At 69.2% G+C, this 15,903-nt stretch carries 17 protein-coding genes; 5 read left to right on the top strand and 12 right to left on the bottom strand.

Annotated elements, in window-relative coordinates:
* Window positions 1-22: 22 nt before the first annotated feature.
* A complete protein-coding gene (locus tag Q673_RS19210) occupies window positions 23-436 on the bottom strand; it encodes a DUF454 family protein (RefSeq protein WP_023004195.1) in 414 nt (137 codons plus the stop codon).
* 87 nt (window positions 437-523) lie between these two features.
* Here Q673_RS19210 and Q673_RS19205 point away from each other — a divergent pair, with 87 nt between their 5' ends.
* Both Q673_RS19205 and hemN read left to right on the top strand, forming a co-directional pair.
* Window positions 524-1,666 (top strand): NnrS family protein, encoded by a 1,143-nt coding sequence (locus Q673_RS19205; RefSeq protein WP_023004193.1) that lies wholly within the window; start codon window positions 524-526, stop codon window positions 1,664-1,666.
* Between the two features lie 113 nt (window positions 1,667-1,779).
* Window positions 1,780-3,165, top strand: a complete 1,386-nt coding sequence (hemN, locus tag Q673_RS19200) for an oxygen-independent coproporphyrinogen III oxidase (RefSeq protein WP_023004191.1) — start codon at window positions 1,780-1,782, stop codon at window positions 3,163-3,165.
* Window positions 3,166-3,362: 197 nt separating this feature from the next.
* Here hemN and Q673_RS19195 read toward each other — a convergent pair whose 3' ends face one another.
* Window positions 3,363-4,280: an AEC family transporter gene (locus Q673_RS19195; protein ID WP_023004189.1), complete on the bottom strand. Its 918-nt coding sequence runs from the start codon at window positions 4,278-4,280 to the stop codon at window positions 3,363-3,365.
* 107 nt (window positions 4,281-4,387) lie between these two features.
* On the opposite strand from Q673_RS19195, the gene Q673_RS19190 reads away from it, so the two are divergent.
* Both Q673_RS19190 and Q673_RS19185 read left to right on the top strand, forming a co-directional pair.
* Window positions 4,388-4,900 carry a hypothetical protein gene (locus tag Q673_RS19190; RefSeq protein ID WP_023004187.1) on the top strand — a complete coding sequence of 171 codons (513 nt, stop codon included), beginning with the start codon at window positions 4,388-4,390 and terminating at the stop codon, window positions 4,898-4,900.
* Entirely contained in the window at window positions 4,897-5,487 is a 591-nt protein-coding gene (locus Q673_RS19185; protein WP_023004186.1) for an SCO family protein, read from the top strand. The genes Q673_RS19190 and Q673_RS19185 overlap by 4 nt, the downstream gene beginning before the upstream one ends.
* Before the next feature lie 27 nt (window positions 5,488-5,514).
* Here the strand turns inward: Q673_RS19185 and Q673_RS19180 are convergent, their stop codons facing one another.
* The 7 genes from Q673_RS19180 to Q673_RS0117845 all read right to left on the bottom strand — a co-directional run bounded on the left by Q673_RS19180 (window position 5,515) and on the right by Q673_RS0117845 (window position 11,779).
* Window positions 5,515-6,576, bottom strand: a complete 1,062-nt coding sequence (locus Q673_RS19180) for a prolyl oligopeptidase family serine peptidase (protein WP_023004185.1) — start codon at window positions 6,574-6,576, stop codon at window positions 5,515-5,517.
* Window positions 6,569-7,288, bottom strand: coding sequence for an FKBP-type peptidyl-prolyl cis-trans isomerase (locus tag Q673_RS19175; RefSeq protein WP_023004184.1), 720 nt, complete (start codon window positions 7,286-7,288; stop codon window positions 6,569-6,571). Before Q673_RS19175 ends, Q673_RS19180 begins: the two co-directional genes overlap by 8 nt.
* A gap of 295 nt (window positions 7,289-7,583) precedes the next feature.
* Window positions 7,584-8,027, bottom strand: a complete 444-nt coding sequence (locus Q673_RS19170; RefSeq protein WP_023004183.1) for a universal stress protein — start codon at window positions 8,025-8,027, stop codon at window positions 7,584-7,586.
* Between the two features lie 17 nt (window positions 8,028-8,044).
* A complete protein-coding gene (locus Q673_RS19165; protein ID WP_031217459.1) occupies window positions 8,045-9,328 on the bottom strand; it encodes a TRAP transporter large permease in 1,284 nt (427 codons plus the stop codon).
* Window positions 9,329-9,358: 30 nt separating this feature from the next.
* Window positions 9,359-9,937: a TRAP transporter small permease gene (locus tag Q673_RS19160; RefSeq protein ID WP_023004181.1), complete on the bottom strand. Its 579-nt coding sequence runs from the start codon at window positions 9,935-9,937 to the stop codon at window positions 9,359-9,361.
* Between the two features lie 190 nt (window positions 9,938-10,127).
* Entirely contained in the window at window positions 10,128-11,150 is a 1,023-nt protein-coding gene (locus Q673_RS19155) for a TRAP transporter substrate-binding protein (RefSeq protein WP_023004180.1), read from the bottom strand.
* A 92-nt stretch (window positions 11,151-11,242) separates the two neighbouring features.
* Complete coding sequence (locus tag Q673_RS0117845; RefSeq protein WP_235048462.1) at window positions 11,243-11,779, bottom strand: TIGR02444 family protein; 537 nt, start codon at window positions 11,777-11,779, stop codon at window positions 11,243-11,245.
* 50 nt (window positions 11,780-11,829) lie between these two features.
* On the opposite strand from Q673_RS0117845, the gene Q673_RS19150 reads away from it, so the two are divergent.
* Window positions 11,830-13,770: an ABC-F family ATP-binding cassette domain-containing protein gene (locus Q673_RS19150; protein ID WP_023004178.1), complete on the top strand. Its 1,941-nt coding sequence runs from the start codon at window positions 11,830-11,832 to the stop codon at window positions 13,768-13,770.
* Window positions 13,771-13,937: 167 nt separating this feature from the next.
* Here the strand turns inward: Q673_RS19150 and dtd are convergent, their stop codons facing one another.
* The 3 genes from dtd to Q673_RS19135 form a co-directional block, all read right to left on the bottom strand.
* The gene (gene dtd / locus Q673_RS19145) at window positions 13,938-14,375 is read right to left on the bottom strand and encodes a D-aminoacyl-tRNA deacylase (protein ID WP_023004177.1); all 438 of its coding nucleotides are present in this window, start codon (window positions 14,373-14,375) and stop codon (window positions 13,938-13,940) included.
* 49 nt (window positions 14,376-14,424) lie between these two features.
* The gene (locus Q673_RS19140; protein ID WP_023004176.1) at window positions 14,425-14,985 is read right to left on the bottom strand and encodes a chalcone isomerase family protein; all 561 of its coding nucleotides are present in this window, start codon (window positions 14,983-14,985) and stop codon (window positions 14,425-14,427) included.
* Window positions 14,986-15,052: 67 nt separating this feature from the next.
* Complete coding sequence (locus Q673_RS19135) at window positions 15,053-15,898, bottom strand: universal stress protein (protein ID WP_023004175.1); 846 nt, start codon at window positions 15,896-15,898, stop codon at window positions 15,053-15,055.
* Between the last annotated feature and the right edge of the window lie 5 nt (window positions 15,899-15,903).

The raw sequence follows: 15,903 nt of genomic DNA, 5'->3' as shown, positions 1-15,903 counted from the left end.
CGTCTCATGGTCGAAGGTCGAATCAGCGCCGGGCCCAGGCGCGCGGTGGCGGGGCCTCGGGGCTGGCGGGCGCGCTAGGCCGGGTCAGCACATAGCCGGCCACCGCCAGGAACAGCAGCGCCGCCAGCGCCAGGCCGATGGGCGGCATGTCGCTCGTCCACAGCAGTATCCAGCTGGCGGCCAGCAGGAGCGGGGCGAGGGCCTTGGCCCGGCGCGGCACCGCGCGGTGGGCGTGCCAGGCCGCCAGGCTGGGGCCGAAGCGCGGGTGGTCGTGCAGCCAGGCGGCCAGCCTTGGCGAGCCCTTGGGGGCGGACCAGGCGGCCAGCAGCAGGAAGGGCGTGGTCGGCAGCAGCGGCAGGGCGAGTCCCGCGGTGCCCAGTCCGATGCAACCCCAGGTGAGGACGCACCAGGCGAGGCGGATGACGGCTCCTGACATGGCGTGACCTCCCGGCGGCGAAGGCGTAGACTCTAAGTGGTAAAACATATACATCTTAGCACCACGACACGCCGGGAGAGTTGCGCTGTGTCAACGAAGGCCGACAGAGGTCGTCCCGCCACGCCCGCCTGGCGGCTGTTCTTCCCCCTGGCGGCAGTGCACGCGGCGGTGATGGTGCCGCTGTCACTGCTGGCATTCTACCACGGGGCTCCCCTGGGGTTGATCGACTCCCCTGCGGCACACGGTCGCGAACTGCTGTTCGGCTTCGCCCTGGCGGTGATCGCCGGCTATCTGCTGGGACCGCTGCCACGACGCTGGCTGCTGGGGATGGCGGCGCTGTGGTTTGCTGCTCGGGCCGGCGGGCTGCTGTGGCCCACGGCCCTGCCGGTGCTGCTGGCCGATGCCCTGTTCGCCGCGCTGCTCGCCTGGCGGCTGGTACCGCGCTTCCTGGCCGCCAAGAAGTGGCGCAACCGGCTGCTCTCGCCGCTGCTGGGCCTGCTCTGCCTGCTCGCTATTGCCAGCCTGGCCGGGCGCCTGGTGCAGCACGGCATGTTGACCCCCGCGCTGATGCGCCACGCCGTGCTGTGGCTGGTGCTGTTGATGACCTTCATGGGGGGGCGCGTGCTGGCGCCGGCGATCAATGGCCACCTGATGTCCAGCCGGCGACAGGTTGGCGCGGGGGTCCAGCCGCGCCTGGAGGCGGCGCTGATCGTGCTGCTGGGCGTTACCCCGCTGCTCGCCCCCTGGTCAGCCACGGCAAGCCTGGCAGCGCCCCTGACGGCGACAGCGGGGCTGCTGGTGCTGTGGCGGCTCTGGCGCTGGCGCCCCTGGGCCTGTCGGCAGCGCCCCGACCTGCTCGGCCTGCTGCTGGGGTATGCCTGGCTGGGGTTCGGGCTGCTGCTGGCGGTGCGTGTCCTGTGGCTGGGCCAGCCGCTGGGCGGTGTGCTGCACGCCTTCACCGTGGGGGCGCTGGGTACCCTGGCCAGCGGCATCATGCTGCGCCAGGCCATCCTCAGGGCCAAGGGGCGGCCCGAGCGAGAGCCGCTGCTGTTGCCGCTGGCGCTGCTCTTCTCCCTGGCCGCCGTGCTGCGCCTGGTGGCCTTTGCGGCGGGTGAGGGCTGGCTCCTCCTGCTGTGGGGATCGGCCCTGGCCTGGAGCCTGGCCTGGGGCGTCGTCGCCTGGCGGCTGCTGGCCTGGTCCCGACGAGCGCCAGCGAGGCGGGCCGATTGACCTCGGTCAACTACCCCCTCGAGGGTACCGACGCGCCGGCCGCGGCCTGGCATACTGCGCAGCATTCGGCATCGCCGCGGCGGTGCCAGGGTTTTCCAAGAGGCCGTTTCACCATGCAAGACCACCTGCTCTTCGACCGTCCCTTGGTGGAGAAGTACGACCGTCCGGGGCCGCGCTATACCTCCTACCCCACCGCCCCGCAGTTCCACACGGCCTTCGCCGAGGATGACTATCGTGCCGCCGCCGAGCGCAGCAACCGGGCCGAGACGCCCAAGCCGCTCTCCGTCTACGTGCATATCCCCTTCTGCAAGAGCCTCTGCTACTACTGCGCCTGCAACAAGATCATCACCCACAACACCGAGCGTGCCGCCGAGTACCTGGCCTGGCTCAAGGAGGAGATCGCGGTGCAGGGGGTGCTGTTCGACGAAGGCCGGCGCATGACCCAGCTCCACCTGGGCGGCGGCACCCCCACCTACCTGAGCAATGCCCAGCTCGGCGAGCTGATGGCGAGTCTCGACGCCGCCTTCCACTTCGCGCCGCCCGCGGAGCGCGAGTTCTCCCTGGAGGTGGACCCGCGCACCGTGACCCCCGAACAGATCCACGAGCTGCATGACCTGGGCTTCAATCGCCTGAGCTTCGGGGTCCAGGACTTCGATCTCGACGTGCAGAAGGCGGTCAACCGCGTGCAGAGCGAGGAGGATGTCGTCGCCCTGGTGCAGGCCGCCCGGGAGGCGGGCTTCGAGTCGGTGAGCGTCGACCTGATCTACGGCCTGCCGCTGCAGACGGTGGCCAGCTTCGACGCCACCCTGGAGAAGATCATCGCCCTGCGCCCGGATCGCATCGCCACCTACAGCTATGCCCACCTGCCGGAGCTGTTCAAGGCCCAGCGCCTGATCCGCCCCGAGGACATGCCGCCCCCCGAGCGCAAGCTGGAGCTGCTCGAACTGACCATCCGCCGCCTCACCGCGGCCGGCTACGTCTACATCGGTATGGACCACTTCGCCCTGCCCGAGGACGAACTGACCCTGGCGCGGGAGAACGGCACCCTGCAGCGCAACTTCCAGGGCTACTCCACCCACGCCGACTGCGACATGATCGGCCTGGGGATCACCTCCATCGGCAAGGTGGGAGATACCTACAGCCAGAACGTCAAGGAGACCGCCCAGTACCAGCATCGCCTGGGCGAGGGGCGCCTGGCGGTGTTCCGCGGCTATCGCCTGAGCGACGACGACCGCCTGCGTCGCGACGTGATCAACGCCCTGATGTGCCATAACCGCATCGACTTCGCCGCCATCGAGGCCGAGCACGGCATCGTCTTCCGCGACTATTTCGCCGATGCCCTGGAGGCGCTCCTGGAGATGGCCGACGATGGCCTGCTGGCGATCCGCGAGCACGAGATCGAGCTGCTGCCCGCCGGGCGCCTGATGATGCGCAACGCCGCCATGGCCTTCGATGCCTACTTGGCCCACAGCAAGGGGCGCTACTCGCGCACGGTGTAGCCACGCACAGACGAAAAAGGCCACCCTCGGTGAGGGTGGCGCAAGACCGTGACTAGCAATGAGGAGGGAGAAACCAGGCCAGGAGACTGGCGGGCCCTGGCCGGTGACGGCGCCTCATCAACGCCGACAGTTGAAGAGTAATCGTTCTCGTTTGTCTCGTCAACACAAATGCGAGCGTTTTTTATTTGCAGTGCGAGTCAGGTGCCCGCCAGTCGCAGCCAGAGCGGCAGGGTCACCATGGCCAGCAGGGTCTGGCCGGTGATCAGCGCCGCCATCATCTCGGCGTCGCCGCCCAGCTGGCGGGCCAGGATATAGGCCGAGGTGGCGGTGGGCAGGGCGGCAAACAGCAGCACCACGTCGCGGCTCACCGGATCGAGACCCAGCAGCAGCGCCAGGGCCAGGGCCAGGGCCGGCATCAGTCCCAGCTTCACCAGATGGCTGGCCCAGATGCCACGGTCGCGGCGCACCAGGGCCGCGGGGCGCAGCGCCACGCCTACCGCCACCAGGCCCAGGGGCAGGGCGGCACGCCCCAGCAGTTCCACCGTCGCCGCACTCCAGCCCGGCAGGCCGATGCCGCTGACGTTCAGGCCAATACCGACCAGGCAGGCCAGGATCAGCGGGTTGCGGCCCAGGGCGGCCAGGCTCTTGCCCAGGCTGCCGCGGCCCAGGGTGCCGGCGGCCACGAAGCTGGCCACGCACAGCACGTTGACCACCGGTACCATCAGCGCCACTGCCACCGCGGCCACGGTGGCCCCCGGCGCGCCGTGCAGTGCCGCGGCGCCGGCTACCCCCACGTAGGTGTTGAAACGCAGAGCGCCCTGGAAGGCCGAGGTGAAGGCCGCGGGTTCCATGCCCATCCAGCCGCGCAGCGCCCACAGCAGGGCGGCGAACACTCCCATGGCGCCGAGCAGCGCCACCGCCACTCGGGTCACCGGTACCTGGCTGACGTCGGCGGTGGCCAGGGTCGAGACCAGCATGGCGGGGAACAGCAGGAAGTAGATCAGCCGCTCAAGCCGTGGCCAGAAGTCGCCCCCCGGCAGACGCAGCCAGTCCAGCACACAGCCCAGCAGGATCAGCAGGAACAGGGGCCCCAGGGCCCCCGCGATATCCGCCATGTCGGTCTCCTTGGTCTCGTTGCCTGCGACATCGCTCCGCAGTCTGCCACAGACGAATACTGATAAGCTTGCCGGCATAGCCTCTCACCGTGAGGATCATGTCCTCCATGCCCGACTCTTCCAGCCACGAAGCGACCATTCCCCGCCCGCCGCTGTTGCGCCTGCTGGTGCTGTTTACCCTGGGCACGGTGGCCGTGGCGTTATGGTTCCTGGCCAGTCACCTGCTGCGCGATGCGGGGCAGGTGCATTGGTACCCCGAGGCGCCCGGCTGCGAGCTGAGTGCCGGGCCCTGCCTGGCCGAGCTGGGCAACGAGCGCCGCCTGGCCCTCGACCTCGGCGTGCGTGGCGAGATCCGCGCCCTGCAGCGACTGCCCCTGGAGGTCGCCCTTGATGGCGTGGATGCCCAGCGCGTGGTGGTGGACTTCGTTGGCCGCGATATGGACATGGGGTTGCATCGCTACCCCCTGACCCTGGGTGACGATGGCCGCTACCACGGCGAGGGTCAGATCCCGATCTGCACCGATGCGGTGATGCCGTGGCGGGCGCGTGTCATCGTCGAGACGGCCGATGGTAAGCTGGGCAGCGGGTTCGATTTCGATGTGGAGAGAGACGCGCCATGAAACGCAAGGGAGTCTGGGCCGGTGTTGTCCTGATCGTGCTGCTGCTGGCGGTGGGTGGTGTCGGTTGGTACCAGCAGCAGCTGGCTTCCGGGGGCGATGGCGGCCCGGTCGGGGGGCCGGTGGAGCTCCCCTCGACCCAGGGGGAGTTCAGCCTCGAAAGCCTGGGCGACGACCAGCTGGCGGTACTCTTCTTCGGCTACACCTACTGCCCCGACGTCTGCCCGATGAGCCTGGCGGTGGTGCGTCAGGCGCTGGCCGAGCTCGAGCCCGCCCAGCGCCAGCGCGTGGTGCCGCTGATGGTCTCTGTGGATCCGGAGCGCGACAGCCTCGAGCGGCTGGAGGAGTATCTGGCCTTCTTCGGCGAGCGCTTCATCGGCGCCACCGGCAGCCAGGCCCAGCTCGAGGAGCTGGCCGAGCGCTACGGCGTGGTGTGGCGCAAGGTCGAGGCGCCGGATTCGGCCATGGGCTACACCATCGACCATAGCTCGTCGCTCTATCTGGTCGATCGTGAGGGGGAGATCCAGCGGCGGGTGCTCTACTCCCCCTCACACCAGGGGCTGCTCGCGGCGCTGCGCGAGACGCTCTAGGTACCCCACTGGCCTTACTACCGGCGATCAGCGTGGCGAGGGGTCTTCCTGCAGGCGCTCCAGCATCGCCATCAGCGCGCGTGTCTGGCTGCCCTGGCGGCTGTCGTGCAGGGGGTCGAGCTGCCAGGTGCTCTCGGCATAGCCCCACCAGTCCCAGCAGCCCTGGGGGTTGCCGAGCCGGGTCTCGGCCTGGGGGTAGAGCACGATGCGCCGATTCTCCGCCGCCCAGGCGTTGAGGCCGGTATGGCGCACGAAGGCCTCGCCGATCAGCTCGGCGCCCATGTTGCAGCCATGCAGGGCCAGGGTCACGGCGCAGCCGCCCGCCTCGCATCCCGTCGGCACGAACAGGTAACCGGTGTCGGCGAGCCCCTTGGCGTCGAAGTCGCCTTGGTCGAAGCGCCTCAGCTCGCCCGCGGGCTCGGCCTCCGCCGGTGGGTCGAGCTCCCCGTGCAGCCAGGCCAGGGCTTCGCCGGCGACGTCGCGATCGCAGGCCAGCAGGTGGGGGGCACCGCCGTCGCGGCAGTCGCCCAGCTCGGCCGTCGCGGCATCGACCCGCGCCGTGTCTACGGGCCAGCCGTGGCCGATGTCGGGGTCCTGCCGCAGGCGCAGCTGGCGCTCGGAGTCGGCCAGCCAGCCGCGGAACTGCTCGGCGAGGGCCTCGCCCAGCGCCGGCGCCACCACCTCGTCCGCCGCGCCGTGCCACACGTAGACGCGCAGCTCGGCCAGCGCCTCGGCGTCGCCCACCAGGTCGCGTTCGCGATAGTCGGCCAGGCGCTGCGCCAGCGCCTCGGGGTCGGGGAGGCCGCGACTGGTGCCCATGCACTGGCCGAGGGCCAGCCCCAGCGAGCCCCGGGCGCAGGACCAGGGGCCGGCGGCCAGCACGCCGAGGCCGGCGAAGCGCTCGGGCCAGGCCACCGCCAGCTGGGTGGCCATGTAGCCCCCCGAGGAGACGCCGATGACGCTGGTCGCCGCGGCGTCGGCGGAGAGTGCGGGGAGCGGGGCGGGGGGTGTCTCGGCCAGCAGCGGTGCGGCGGGCAGGGCGGCGAGGAGCGCCGCCGCTACCCGGCGGCCCGCGCGGGGCTTACTCATCGCCTTCGGCGCTGCCGGCGGCGTCCTCGTCGGCCATCACGTCAAGCAGTTCGACCTTGAAGGTCAGGGTCTCGTAGGGACCGATGGGGCCCTGGCCCTGGGCACCGTAGGCGAGCTCGTGGGGGATCACGATCTCCCAGGTGTCGCCCACGCTCATCATCTGCAGGGCCTCCTGCCAGCCCTCGATCACCTGGTCGACGCGGAAGCTGACCGGCTCGCCGCGCTCGTAGGAGCTGTCGAAGACGGTGCCGTCGATCAGGGTGCCCTCGTAGTGCACCTCGACGCTGTCGCCGGCGTCCGGGGTGGCACCGTCGCCACTCTCCAGCTCGCGGTACTGCAGGCCGGAATCGGTGGTCTCGACGCCGTCGCGCTCGGCGTTCTCGGCCAGGTAGGCCTCGCCCTCGGCGCGGTTGGCCTCGGCGGCCGCCTCGGCCTCGGCCTGGCGCTCGGCCATGGCCTGCTGCTGGAAGTTCATCAGCGTCTCGGCCATCTCCTCGTCGCTCATGGCGAGCTCCTCGCCGGCGAAGACGTCACGGATGGCCTGGGTGAAGGCGTCGACGTCGAGGGTATCGACGTCCTGCTGCAGGCTCTGGCCCAGGGTCACGCCGAGGCTGTAGCCCAGCTTCTGCTCGTCGCTCTCGATGGCGCCGAACGCCAGGGGGGCGGCACCCAGCAGGGCGGTGAGCGAGACGGTGGTCAGCAGTCGTTTCATGGGGGTCCCTTATGGTTCCGGCACCGCAGGTGCCTGGGTGAATGCGAACCATGGGACTCTAACAGGGGCGGCCCGGTTCCGCAGCACGCGGCAACCGGGCCGGGGAGCGTAGATGGATAGCATCATCGCGCAAGGCTTTTCCGGTGACAGGCCTGCGAGGGGGCGCTGTAAACCCATCCCTGGGCGATACCGATGCCGTCCCTGGCATAGGACCCCCTCTTCGACCTGTCCCCAGCGCCTTTCGCTACCGAGTGCGAGCCAACCGTGTTAGCCCCTGGCATAAGCCAGGGCGGGGTCAGACCACCAGGGTGGGGCAGTGGGCGGAGCCCGCCACGCGCTGGGAGACACTGCCCAGCAGCAGGCTCTTGTCGCCGTTGGTGCCCTGGGCGCCGATCACGATCAGGTCGCACTCGCGCTTGCGGGCGAAGCGCACGATGGTGCGCGAGGGGCGCCCGCCCTTGACGAAGGCGCGCAGCTTCTCGGCCGGCACGCCCATCTCCATGGCCTGGTTCTTGGCATGCACGGCGATCTCGGTGGCGTACTCCTTGAGGGCGTCGTCGGGGATCTCCAGCTTGTCGGGCCGCACCATGGAGAGCGACGCCTCCAGCAGGCTATGGTGCTTGAAGACGCACAGCAGGTAGAGCTCCGCGCCGGTCAGCAGCTGCAGCCCGACGCCCTTCTCCAGCGCCTTGAGGGCGCCCTTGGAGCCATCCACCGGGACCAGGATCCGATTGAACATGGTCGCTTCTCCTTGGATCAGTTGAACGCCACGTCACGCAGAAACAGGGCGATCTGGGGGAACATGATCAGCAGCGCCGCGGCCAGCACCAGCATGAAGATGAAGGGCGGGGTGCCCTTGATCACATCCCAGTAGGGGCGCTTGAAGATGGCGATGGCGGTGAAGATGTCGCAGCCGAAGGGGGGCGTCGCCGAGCCGATGGCCACCTGCAGGGTGATCAGGATACCCACCAGCACCGGGTCGAGGCCGGTGCTGGCGATCGCCGGGGCGAAGATCGGCGTCAGCACCAGGATCACCACGATGGGGTCGACGAACATGCAGGCGACGAAGAAGGCGATGCAGATGGCGATCAGCACCCCGGTGGGACCGGCCTCGTTGATGCCCACGGCCTCGAGGATCGCCTGGGGGATCTGGGCGAAGGAGATGATCCAGGAGAAGCCGTTGCCCGCGGCCACCAGGATGAAGACCACCGCGGTGATCAGGCCGGTGGACTTGGCGATGGCGTAGATGTGCTGCATCTTCAGCGAGCGGAAGACGATGAACTCCAGGAAGATCGCGTAGAGCACGCAGGCCGCGGCCGCCTCGGTGGGGCTGAAGACGCCGCCGTAGATGCCGCCGACGATGATCACCGGGAAGCCCAGCGGCCACAGCGCCTGGCGCACCGCGGTCATGCGCTGGCGCCAGTTGGCCCGGGCCTCGGTGGGCACGTCACGCACCATGGCATAGATCACGCAGTAGACCGAGAACATCGCCAGGATCATCAGCCCGGGACCGATGCCGGCGATGAACAGCTCGCCGATGGAGGTCTCGGAGATGACCCCGTAGATGATCATGCCGATGCTCGGCGGGATCAGGAAGGCGATATCGCTGGAGTTGATGATCAGCGCCAGGGTGAAGGAGTCGGAGTAGCCGGCCTTAAGCATCTTGGGGCGCAGCGGCGAGCCCACCGCCACCACCGTGGCCTGGGTGGAGCCGGAGACGGCGCCGAACAGGGTGCAGGAGGCGGCGGTGGAGACCGCCAGCCCGCCCTTCACGTGGCCGATGAAGGACATCACCATGGCGATCAGCCGGTCGGCGGACTGGCCGCGGGTCATGATGTCGGCGGCGAGGATGAACATCGGCACCGCGATCAGCGAGGCGGGGCGGATGCCGGCGAACATCTGCTGGATCAGGGTGTCCATCTGGCCGAGGCCGTTGAACATCATGAAGAAGCCGATCACCGCCGCGGTGAGCAGCGGGATCATCATCGGAAAGCCCAGCAGCAGCAATCCGATCATGGTGCATACCATTATGGTGGTCATTGTACGTTCCCCTCGGGTGTTGGCCCTGCGTCAGACTTCCGTTTCCGTGTCCTTGTAACCGTCCAGTACCCCGGTCGAGAGGTAGACGTCCCGTGAGGTCATGTTCTTGATCGCGGTGAGCAGGTACTGGATGCCGGTGATCAGGAAACCCAGCGGCGCCCACACGTAGATCCACCAGATCTCGAAGCCCAGTGCCGGCAGCACGCGACCGCTGGCACGCTGCTCCAGGATGTAGACCACCGAGTAGTAGAGCAGGAAGAACATCACCAGCGAGGTGAACAGGGCGATCACGATCATCAGCGCCCGGCGTCCGCCCACCGGCAGCGCATCGTAGATGGCCGACATGCGGATGTGGCGCCCATGGCGCGCCGCATAGCCGATGCCGGCGAAGGTGATCATGATGATCAGGATGCGGTTGATCTCACCCGAGAAGAAGATGCTGTCGCCGAACACGAAGCGGGCGATGACGTTGGCGATGGTGTTGACCGCCATCAGCAGCACGCCCATGGCCAGCAGCACCGCCTCGAGCTTGCTGAGCAGGGTGTCGATGACCCCCAGCGGGCCGGGCAGGCCGGAGCGGTAGTTCTTTTCGGTTTCTTCGTCTGTCATGGCTGCACTCCCTTCAGCATGCAGGTAGGCCAGGAATGGCGCCCTCGGCTGTCAGCATACGACCCGTGGGCGCCACGGTGTGCCCGCCGGGTCAACGCTGCGTGCACGCGTTGCCGAGCACGCGGCCCCCAACGACACGGGGGGTGACCCGCTATGGGCCACCCCCCGGCACTGGCGCGGCGAGGCGAGCTTACTCCTCGTCGGAGGTCACGGCCTCGAGGTCGGCCTTGAACTGCTCGAGCAGCTCGGCACCCTGGTCGCCGGCCATCTCGACGAAGGCCTCCTCGACCTGCGGTGCCTGCTCCTTGAGCTTGGCGATCTGCTCGTCGTCCAGGCGGGTGACGGTGCAGTTGTCGCAGGCTTCGGTGATCTTGTTCAGCGACTCCTCGGCCAGGCCCTGGATATGCTCGATGGTGTGGTCGTAGGCCGCCTCGGAGGCATCACGCACCAGCTGCTGGTCCTCCTCGGAGAGGCCATCGAAGAAGTCCTGGTTGGCCATCATGGCGGTGGTGAACCAGCCGTGGCCGGTGAAGGTCAGGTGGGGGGAGACCTCGTAGAGACCGCCGGACTCGATCCAGAAGATGGGATTCTCCTGGCCGTCGAGGATGCCGGTCTGCAGGCCGCCGTAGACCTCGCCCCAGGGCAGCGGCGTGGGGGTCGCACCGAAGGCTTTGTAGGTCTCGGAGAGCAGTGGGTTGGTCATCACGCGGATCTTCTTGTTCTGGAAGTCATCCACGGATTCGATGGGCTCGTCGGTGGTGATCACCATCTCGCCCTCGGGATACATCTTCAGCAGCTCGAGGCCATGCTCGGCGTAGAGCTCGGGGAACATCTCGTTGATGGCCGTGCTCTCGTCGAAGAACTCGAGCACCGTCTCCATGTCGGTGGGCAGCAGATAGGGAACGAAGAAGATCTGCGCCGACGGGATCAGCGAGCCGGTAAAGCCCGGTGACTGGTTGACGAACTGCAGGATGCCGCTGCGGGTCTGCTCCATGATGTCGTCGGACTCGCCCAGCTCGCCGAAGCGGTAGATCTGGACGCTGTGGTCGGAGTTCTCCTCGACATACTCCTTGAAGGCCACGGCGAAGACATCCTGGACGTCGCCCTCGTACTCCTCGTGGGCGTAGCGCCAGTTATCCGCCATGGCGGCGGAGGTCATGCCGAACATCAGTGCGCCGATACCGGCGGTGGTCAACAGCTTGTGTGACTTCATTCTTGTGGTCCTTCTGCAGGTTGTTGCCCGGGCTTGCGGGTGCTTGCCACAAGGCATCGAGTGAACATCACATTCACGCGGCTGATTTCAGGCTAGCGTGGCCCCCGGGGAGGGTCAAGGCGCGCCACCAGGCTATTGAGCGTTGAAAGATGGGGTTTTTTCTGCAGTTGCAGGGCGTTTTGCAGCGCTTTTTCCGCCGCTCCCTCGGTGGGTGGGAGCGGCGCCAGGGGGTGGGCGAGGGCCAGGGATTCGAGGCGCGCCAGGGTCTCGCGCTCGGCCTCGAGCTCGGCACGCTTGAGGGCCTCGCGCAGCCGTGCGACACCCTCGCGGAGCGCGGCATCGGCCTTGAGCTCGCGGCGCAGCCCGCGCAGCGGTGCGGTGACCTCGCGCTGCCAGCGTTGCACCGCGGCGAGGCCGGCCTCGGCGGCCTGGCCCGGCAGGGCGTCGTGGGTCAGCAGCCAGCAGCGCCACAGCAGCTCGCAGACGTCGATGCCGGCCTGGTCCTGTAGCCCGAGGCAGGCGCCTTCCACTCCCGGGCGGGCGTAGAACGCGAGGGCGAACTCCCACAGCGGATCGCTGGCGAGCCGGTCCCGCAGATCGGCGTGCATTTCGGTAGAATTGTCGCTCATCGTCTTCCCGCCGTCGCCGCCCGCGGCGGCCGCACCCTCGTGGAGCCCGCATGATCGCACTGCGCCAAGTTTCCCTGCAACGCGGCACCCAGGCCCTGCTGGAGGGGGCCGACCTGACCCTGCACGCCGGCCACAAGGCGGGCATCGTCGGTCCCAACGGGGCCGGCAAGTCGAGCCTGTTCAAGCTGCTGCTGGGGGAGCTGGCCCCGGATCGCGGCGAGGTGGAGATGAGTGGCGGGCAGCGCATCGCCCACATGGCCCAGGAGGTGGAGGCGCTGGAGCGCTCGCTGCTCGACCATGTGCTCGACGGCCACGCCGAGCTGCGCCGCGCCGAGGCGGCCCTGGCGGCCGCCCGGGAGGCGGGCGACGACCACCGCGAGGCGGAGCTGCACGGGGTGATCGAGGCGCTGGACGGCTACAGCGCGCCGGCGCGGGCCGCCCAGCTGCTGGTGGGACTGGGCTTCGACCAGGCGGACCTGGCGCGTCCGTTGTCGGCCTTCTCCGGCGGCTGGCGCATGCGCGTCAACCTGGCACGGACCCTGTTCATGCCCTCCGACCTGCTGCTGCTGGACGAGCCCACCAACCACCTGGACCTCGACGCCCTGCTGTGGCTCGAGCAGTGGCTGACCCGCTACCCGGGCACCCTGCTGCTGATCTCCCACGACCGCGACTTCCTCGACGCGGTGTGCGACCACATCGTCCACTTCGACCGCCGCCGCCTGGTGCTCTACCGCGGCAACTACTCCACCTTCGAGCGCACCCGGGCCGAGAAGCTGGCGCTGCAGCAGGCGGAGGCCGCCAAGCAGCAGGCGCGCCGCGAGGAGATCGAGCGCTTCGTGGCACGCTTCCGCGCTAAGGCCACCAAGGCCCGCGCCGCCCAGAGCCGCCTGAAGATGCTCGAGCGCATGGGCGACATCGCCGTGGCCCACGCCGACTCGCCCTTCCACTTCACACTGCCCGCCGCGGACAAGACCTCGCACCCGCTGCTGGTGCTGGACGAGGCGCGCCTGGGCTATCGCCACGCGGACGGCGGCGAGACGGTGCAGCTCGACGACGTCAGGGTGACCCTGCAGCCGGGCAGCCGCATCGGCCTGCTGGGCCCCAACGGCGCCGGCAAGTCGACCCTGATCAAGTCGCTCACCGGCGAGCTGCCGCTGCTGGCCGGCAAGCGGGTGCCCGGCGAGCACCTGGCGATCGGCTACTTCGCCCAGCATCAGCTGGAGGGGCTCGACCTCGCGTCTACCCCCTTCATGCATGTGCAGCGCCTCTCGCCCACCGCCAGTGACCAGGCGATCCGCAACTTCCTGGGCGGCTTCGGCTTCCCCGGCGACGACGTCTTCGGCGAGGTGGGGCGCTTCTCCGGCGGCGAGAAGGCGCGCCTGGCGTTGGCCCTGGTGGCCTGGCAGAAGCCCAACCTGCTGCTGCTGGACGAGCCCACCAACCATCTGGACCTGGAGATGCGCGAGGCGCTCACCGAGGCCCTGGCGGCCTTCGAGGGCACCGTGATCCTGGTCTCCCACGACCGCCACCTGCTGCGCGCCACCGTGGATGAGTTCTGGCGGGTCGCCGACCACCGGGTGGAGCCCTTCGACGGTGACCTGGAGGACTACCGCGCCTGGCTCAAGGCGCGCCTGGAGGGGGCGCGGCGCGAGGCCCGCGACGACAAGGTAGAGCGCCAGGCCGAGCAGGGCGCGCCGAAGGAGGACCGCAAGGCGTCCCGCCGCGCCGCCGCCGAGCTGCGCGAGAAGCTACGCCCGCTGAAGAAGCGCCGCGACCGCGCCGAGCAGGCCATGGAGAAGGTCCAGGCCGAGATCGCCGAGGTGGAGGAGGCGCTGGGCGAGCCCGAGCTCTACACCGACCCCGCGCGCAAGGAGGCGCTCACCGCGACCTTGGCGCGCCAGGGGGAGCTGACATCGCGCCTTGGGGACCTGGAAGCGGAGTGGCTCGCCGCCGAGGAGGAGCTGGAGGATGCCGCCCGGGCTTCGCCCTGATCTGTAAGCTATAAGCGTTACGCCGTAAGTCGCCGGATACCACCGTGAGCTGTAAGCCATACGCTTTACGCTGTACGAAAAGTCCTTGCTGCGCGTTTCGGTGGCGAGATCTTGGCTTACGGCTTACGGCTTACGGCTTACGGCTTACGGCTTACGGCTTACGGCTTTCAACTTTCGAGCAGGAAGGTCACCGGTCCGTCGTTGACCAGGGCGACCTGCATGTTGGCGGCGAACTCGCCGCTGGCCACCTTCGGCCAGGCCGCCTCGGCACGTTCCAGCAGGAGGTGGAAGAGGCGGTCGCCCTCGGCGGGCGGGGCGGCGCTGGAGAAGCTGGGGCGCAGCCCCTTGCGGGTATCCGCGGCCAGGGTGAACTGGGAGACCAGCAGCAGGCCGCCCTCCACCTGCTGCAGGTTGAGGTTCATCTTGCCTTCGGTGTCGCCGAACACCCGGTAGTGCAGCAGCTTGTGCAGCAGCCGCTCTACCGCGACTTCGTCGTCTCCCTTCTCCACCCCCACCAGGGCCAGCAGGCCATGGTCGATGGCGCCCACGGTTCGCCCCTCCACGGTCACGCTGGCGCGGGTCACGCGCTGGATCAGTGCCTTCATCCTCTCTCTCCCGGCGATCTGCAACGCGCGCAGGGTAGCATGTCGCGGCTCAGCGGCGCCCCAGCAGGTCGTCGCGGAAGCCCGCCTTGAGCGGCGAGTCGCCGAGCCAGGTGGAGAAGAGCGCCTCGGCCAGGGCCGGGTCGCCGCCTTCGAAGAGGGTCTCGCCGTTGAGCGCTAGGCTCAGTCCGGCCTCGCTCCAGGTCAGGGCGTAACGGTCGCCGGGCTCGACGCTGCGGTAGGCGCGGGTGAAGGCGTTGAGCCTCGGCAGCAGCTGGCGGTAGCCGGCCTCGCCGAGGTCCTCGCGGACCTGGTCGCGGGTCACCCCGGTGAAGTCGTCGGCCTCGATGGCGTGGAAGTACTCGAGCTCCAGGCGCCGCGGAATCGCTTCCAGGGGCGCGGGCGTCGAGGCCCCGGGCGCCTGGTAGTAGGCGCCGGCGTAGGCGTCCCAGATCATGTAGCGGAACAGGCCGTGGCCGACCAGCTCGAAGGGCTGGCCGTCCGCCTCCAGGCTGGTGGCGAAGCGGGCGCCGTTGACCTCCACGCGCTCCGCAGCCGGGGCGGTGGCCGGGAGCGCCAGCAGGAGCAGTAGGGCGAGAATTCGGGGTCGCATGGCGAAGCCTCCTGACGGGATTCGCCTATACGGACACCATTATTTCGTACAGGTTCTGTCTGATGTCCTACCAGGCGCGGCACAGCATGATGTCGCAGTGGGGCTCGGCCAGCAGCGACTCGGTGATCTGGCTGTGGCGGCCCAGCTGGCCTCGGCTGCCCAGCGCCAGCAGGTCGGGCGGCTGGCGCCGCAGGCGGCGCATCAGCACCTCCAGGGGGGCGCCCTGCTCCAGCACCAGCTCCACCTCCGGCACGTCGTCCAGCTCGGCCATCAGGCGCTCCACCTCGGCCTCCAGCTGGGTCTGCAGGCGCGCCACCTCGCGATCGCGCCAGCGGGCGAAGTCGCCGCGGGAGCCCAGCTCGCGCTCGCCGGGGATGTCCCAGGCGTGGAGCAGGGTCAGGCGGGTGTCGGGGAAGCGGCGCAGGGTCTCGCGCAGGGTGTGGCGCGAGGTCAGCGAGAAGTCCATGGGCAGCAGGATCTCCTGCCAGCCCTGGCTGGCGGTGTGGCTCACCGAGAGCACCGGGCAGGGGGCGCTGCGCAGCACCCGGGCCAGGGTGGTGCCGGCCACCAGGTCAGGTTGGCCACGCTTGCGGTGGGCCCCCAGCACGATCATGTCCACCTCGCGCTCATGGGCCTCGCGGATGATCTCGGTATAGGGGGCGCCGGTGGTCGTCTGCATCAGCACCGGCGGCTCGGGCAGGGCGTAGTCCTCGCGGATATCGGTGAGGGTCGCCTGCATGTCCGCCACCACCGCCTCCTCCAGGTCATGGAGCACGCGGCGTGGCAGGTAGGGATCGAGCACGTGGATGACGTCGAGGCGGGCGCCATGCTCACCGGCCAGGCGCACCGCCCTAGCGAAGGCGGCGCGGTTCTCGGCCGAGAGGTCGCAGGCGAACAGCAGGGTCTGGGTCATGACGG

This window comes from Halomonas sp. PBN3 (assembly GCF_000475415.1).
Lineage (GTDB): Bacteria > Pseudomonadota > Gammaproteobacteria > Pseudomonadales > Halomonadaceae > Halomonas > Halomonas shengliensis.
Note: the sequence above shows the minus strand (reverse complement) of the source record. Positions and strands in the feature narration are given on the sequence as shown.

Excerpts from the sequence above, each read along its gene's own strand:
- Q673_RS19195 (WP_023004189.1), bottom strand. The coding sequence starts at position 4,280 with ATGGCGGATATCGCGGGGGCCCTGGGGCCCCTGTTCCTGCTGATCCTG.
- Q673_RS19165 (WP_031217459.1), bottom strand. The coding sequence starts at position 9,328 with ATGACCACCATAATGGTATGCACCATGATCGGATTGCTGCTGCTGGGC.
- Q673_RS19185 (WP_023004186.1), top strand. The coding sequence starts at position 4,897 with ATGAAACGCAAGGGAGTCTGGGCCGGTGTTGTCCTGATCGTGCTGCTG.
- Q673_RS19210 (WP_023004195.1), bottom strand. The coding sequence starts at position 436 with ATGTCAGGAGCCGTCATCCGCCTCGCCTGGTGCGTCCTCACCTGGGGT.
- Q673_RS19160 (WP_023004181.1), bottom strand. The coding sequence starts at position 9,937 with ATGACAGACGAAGAAACCGAAAAGAACTACCGCTCCGGCCTGCCCGGC.
- Q673_RS19170 (WP_023004183.1), bottom strand. The coding sequence starts at position 8,027 with ATGTTCAATCGGATCCTGGTCCCGGTGGATGGCTCCAAGGGCGCCCTC.
- hemN (WP_023004191.1), top strand. The coding sequence starts at position 1,780 with ATGCAAGACCACCTGCTCTTCGACCGTCCCTTGGTGGAGAAGTACGAC.
- Q673_RS19140 (WP_023004176.1), bottom strand. The coding sequence starts at position 14,985 with ATGCGACCCCGAATTCTCGCCCTACTGCTCCTGCTGGCGCTCCCGGCC.
- Q673_RS19155 (WP_023004180.1), bottom strand. The coding sequence starts at position 11,150 with ATGAAGTCACACAAGCTGTTGACCACCGCCGGTATCGGCGCACTGATG.
- Q673_RS19180 (WP_023004185.1), bottom strand. The coding sequence starts at position 6,576 with ATGAGTAAGCCCCGCGCGGGCCGCCGGGTAGCGGCGGCGCTCCTCGCC.
- Q673_RS19150 (WP_023004178.1), top strand. The coding sequence starts at position 11,830 with ATGATCGCACTGCGCCAAGTTTCCCTGCAACGCGGCACCCAGGCCCTG.
- Q673_RS0117845 (WP_235048462.1), bottom strand. The coding sequence starts at position 11,779 with ATGAGCGACAATTCTACCGAAATGCACGCCGATCTGCGGGACCGGCTC.
- Q673_RS19190 (WP_023004187.1), top strand. The coding sequence starts at position 4,388 with ATGCCCGACTCTTCCAGCCACGAAGCGACCATTCCCCGCCCGCCGCTG.
- Q673_RS19135 (WP_023004175.1), bottom strand. The coding sequence starts at position 15,898 with ATGACCCAGACCCTGCTGTTCGCCTGCGACCTCTCGGCCGAGAACCGC.
- Q673_RS19175 (WP_023004184.1), bottom strand. The coding sequence starts at position 7,288 with ATGAAACGACTGCTGACCACCGTCTCGCTCACCGCCCTGCTGGGTGCC.
- dtd (WP_023004177.1), bottom strand. The coding sequence starts at position 14,375 with ATGAAGGCACTGATCCAGCGCGTGACCCGCGCCAGCGTGACCGTGGAG.